At 69.5% G+C, this 718-nt stretch carries 1 protein-coding gene and 1 pseudogene; one reads left to right on the plus strand and one right to left on the minus strand.

What is annotated here, in order from left to right:
• On the plus strand, nucleotides 1–283 hold a 283-nt coding region (locus E4P40_RS27770), incomplete at its 5' end, for an acyl-CoA dehydrogenase family protein (protein ID WP_280790671.1).
• Nucleotides 284–288: 5 nt separating this feature from the next.
• Here the strand turns inward: E4P40_RS27770 and E4P40_RS27775 are convergent.
• Nucleotides 289–718 (minus strand): annotated as a pseudogene (locus E4P40_RS27775) (MFS transporter); the annotation flags it as partial.

The following is a 718-nucleotide window of genomic DNA, read 5'->3' on the forward strand; positions in this document are numbered from 1 at the left end:
GATCGAGCAGTGCCGCGCCTTCTACCGCCAAGTGGCGCACCTGCTCGACCTCGGCGTCCCGTGCGAGAAGGAGGCGTCGATGGTCAAGCTCGAGGCCACCGAGATGTCGGTGCGGGTGACCAACCAGGCCATGCAGCTGCACGGCGGGAACGGCTACACCACCGAGCGGCAGGTCGAGCGGCACTGGCGCGACGCCCGGCTGACCACGATCTTCGAGGGCACCAGCGAGATCCAGAAGCGGATCATCAGCGACCGCCTGCTCCCGCGGAGCCCGCTGACGTAATCGCGTCAGCTCTGGGCGAGCGCGGCCTCGTCGGCGTGGGCGATGTGCGCGAGCTCGCGCCAGATCAGGGCCAGCAGGATCGCCGAGCCGACGAAGGCGAACCAGAACGGGCCGGTGATGCCCCAGATGCGGGCGATCACCCCGCCGAGCGCCTGGCCGACGACGATGCCACCGAACACACCGATCGAGTACAGGCTGGCGACACGGCCCTGCAGCTGCATCGGCACCGCCCGCATGCGCACCGTCCGCGACGTCGTCCCCCAGACGAACGCGTGCGCGCCGAACACGAACATGATCACCATCGCCACCCAGCCGGTGGTGGTGAGCGCGAGGCCGAGATGGGTGAAGGTCTCGATCAGCAGCCCGACCCGCATGATCGTCGCCAGGCTGGCGTGCCGCTCGAGCCAGCCGTAACCGGAGGTGCCGACGATGCCG

This window comes from Blastococcus sp. CT_GayMR20 (genome assembly GCF_004570345.1).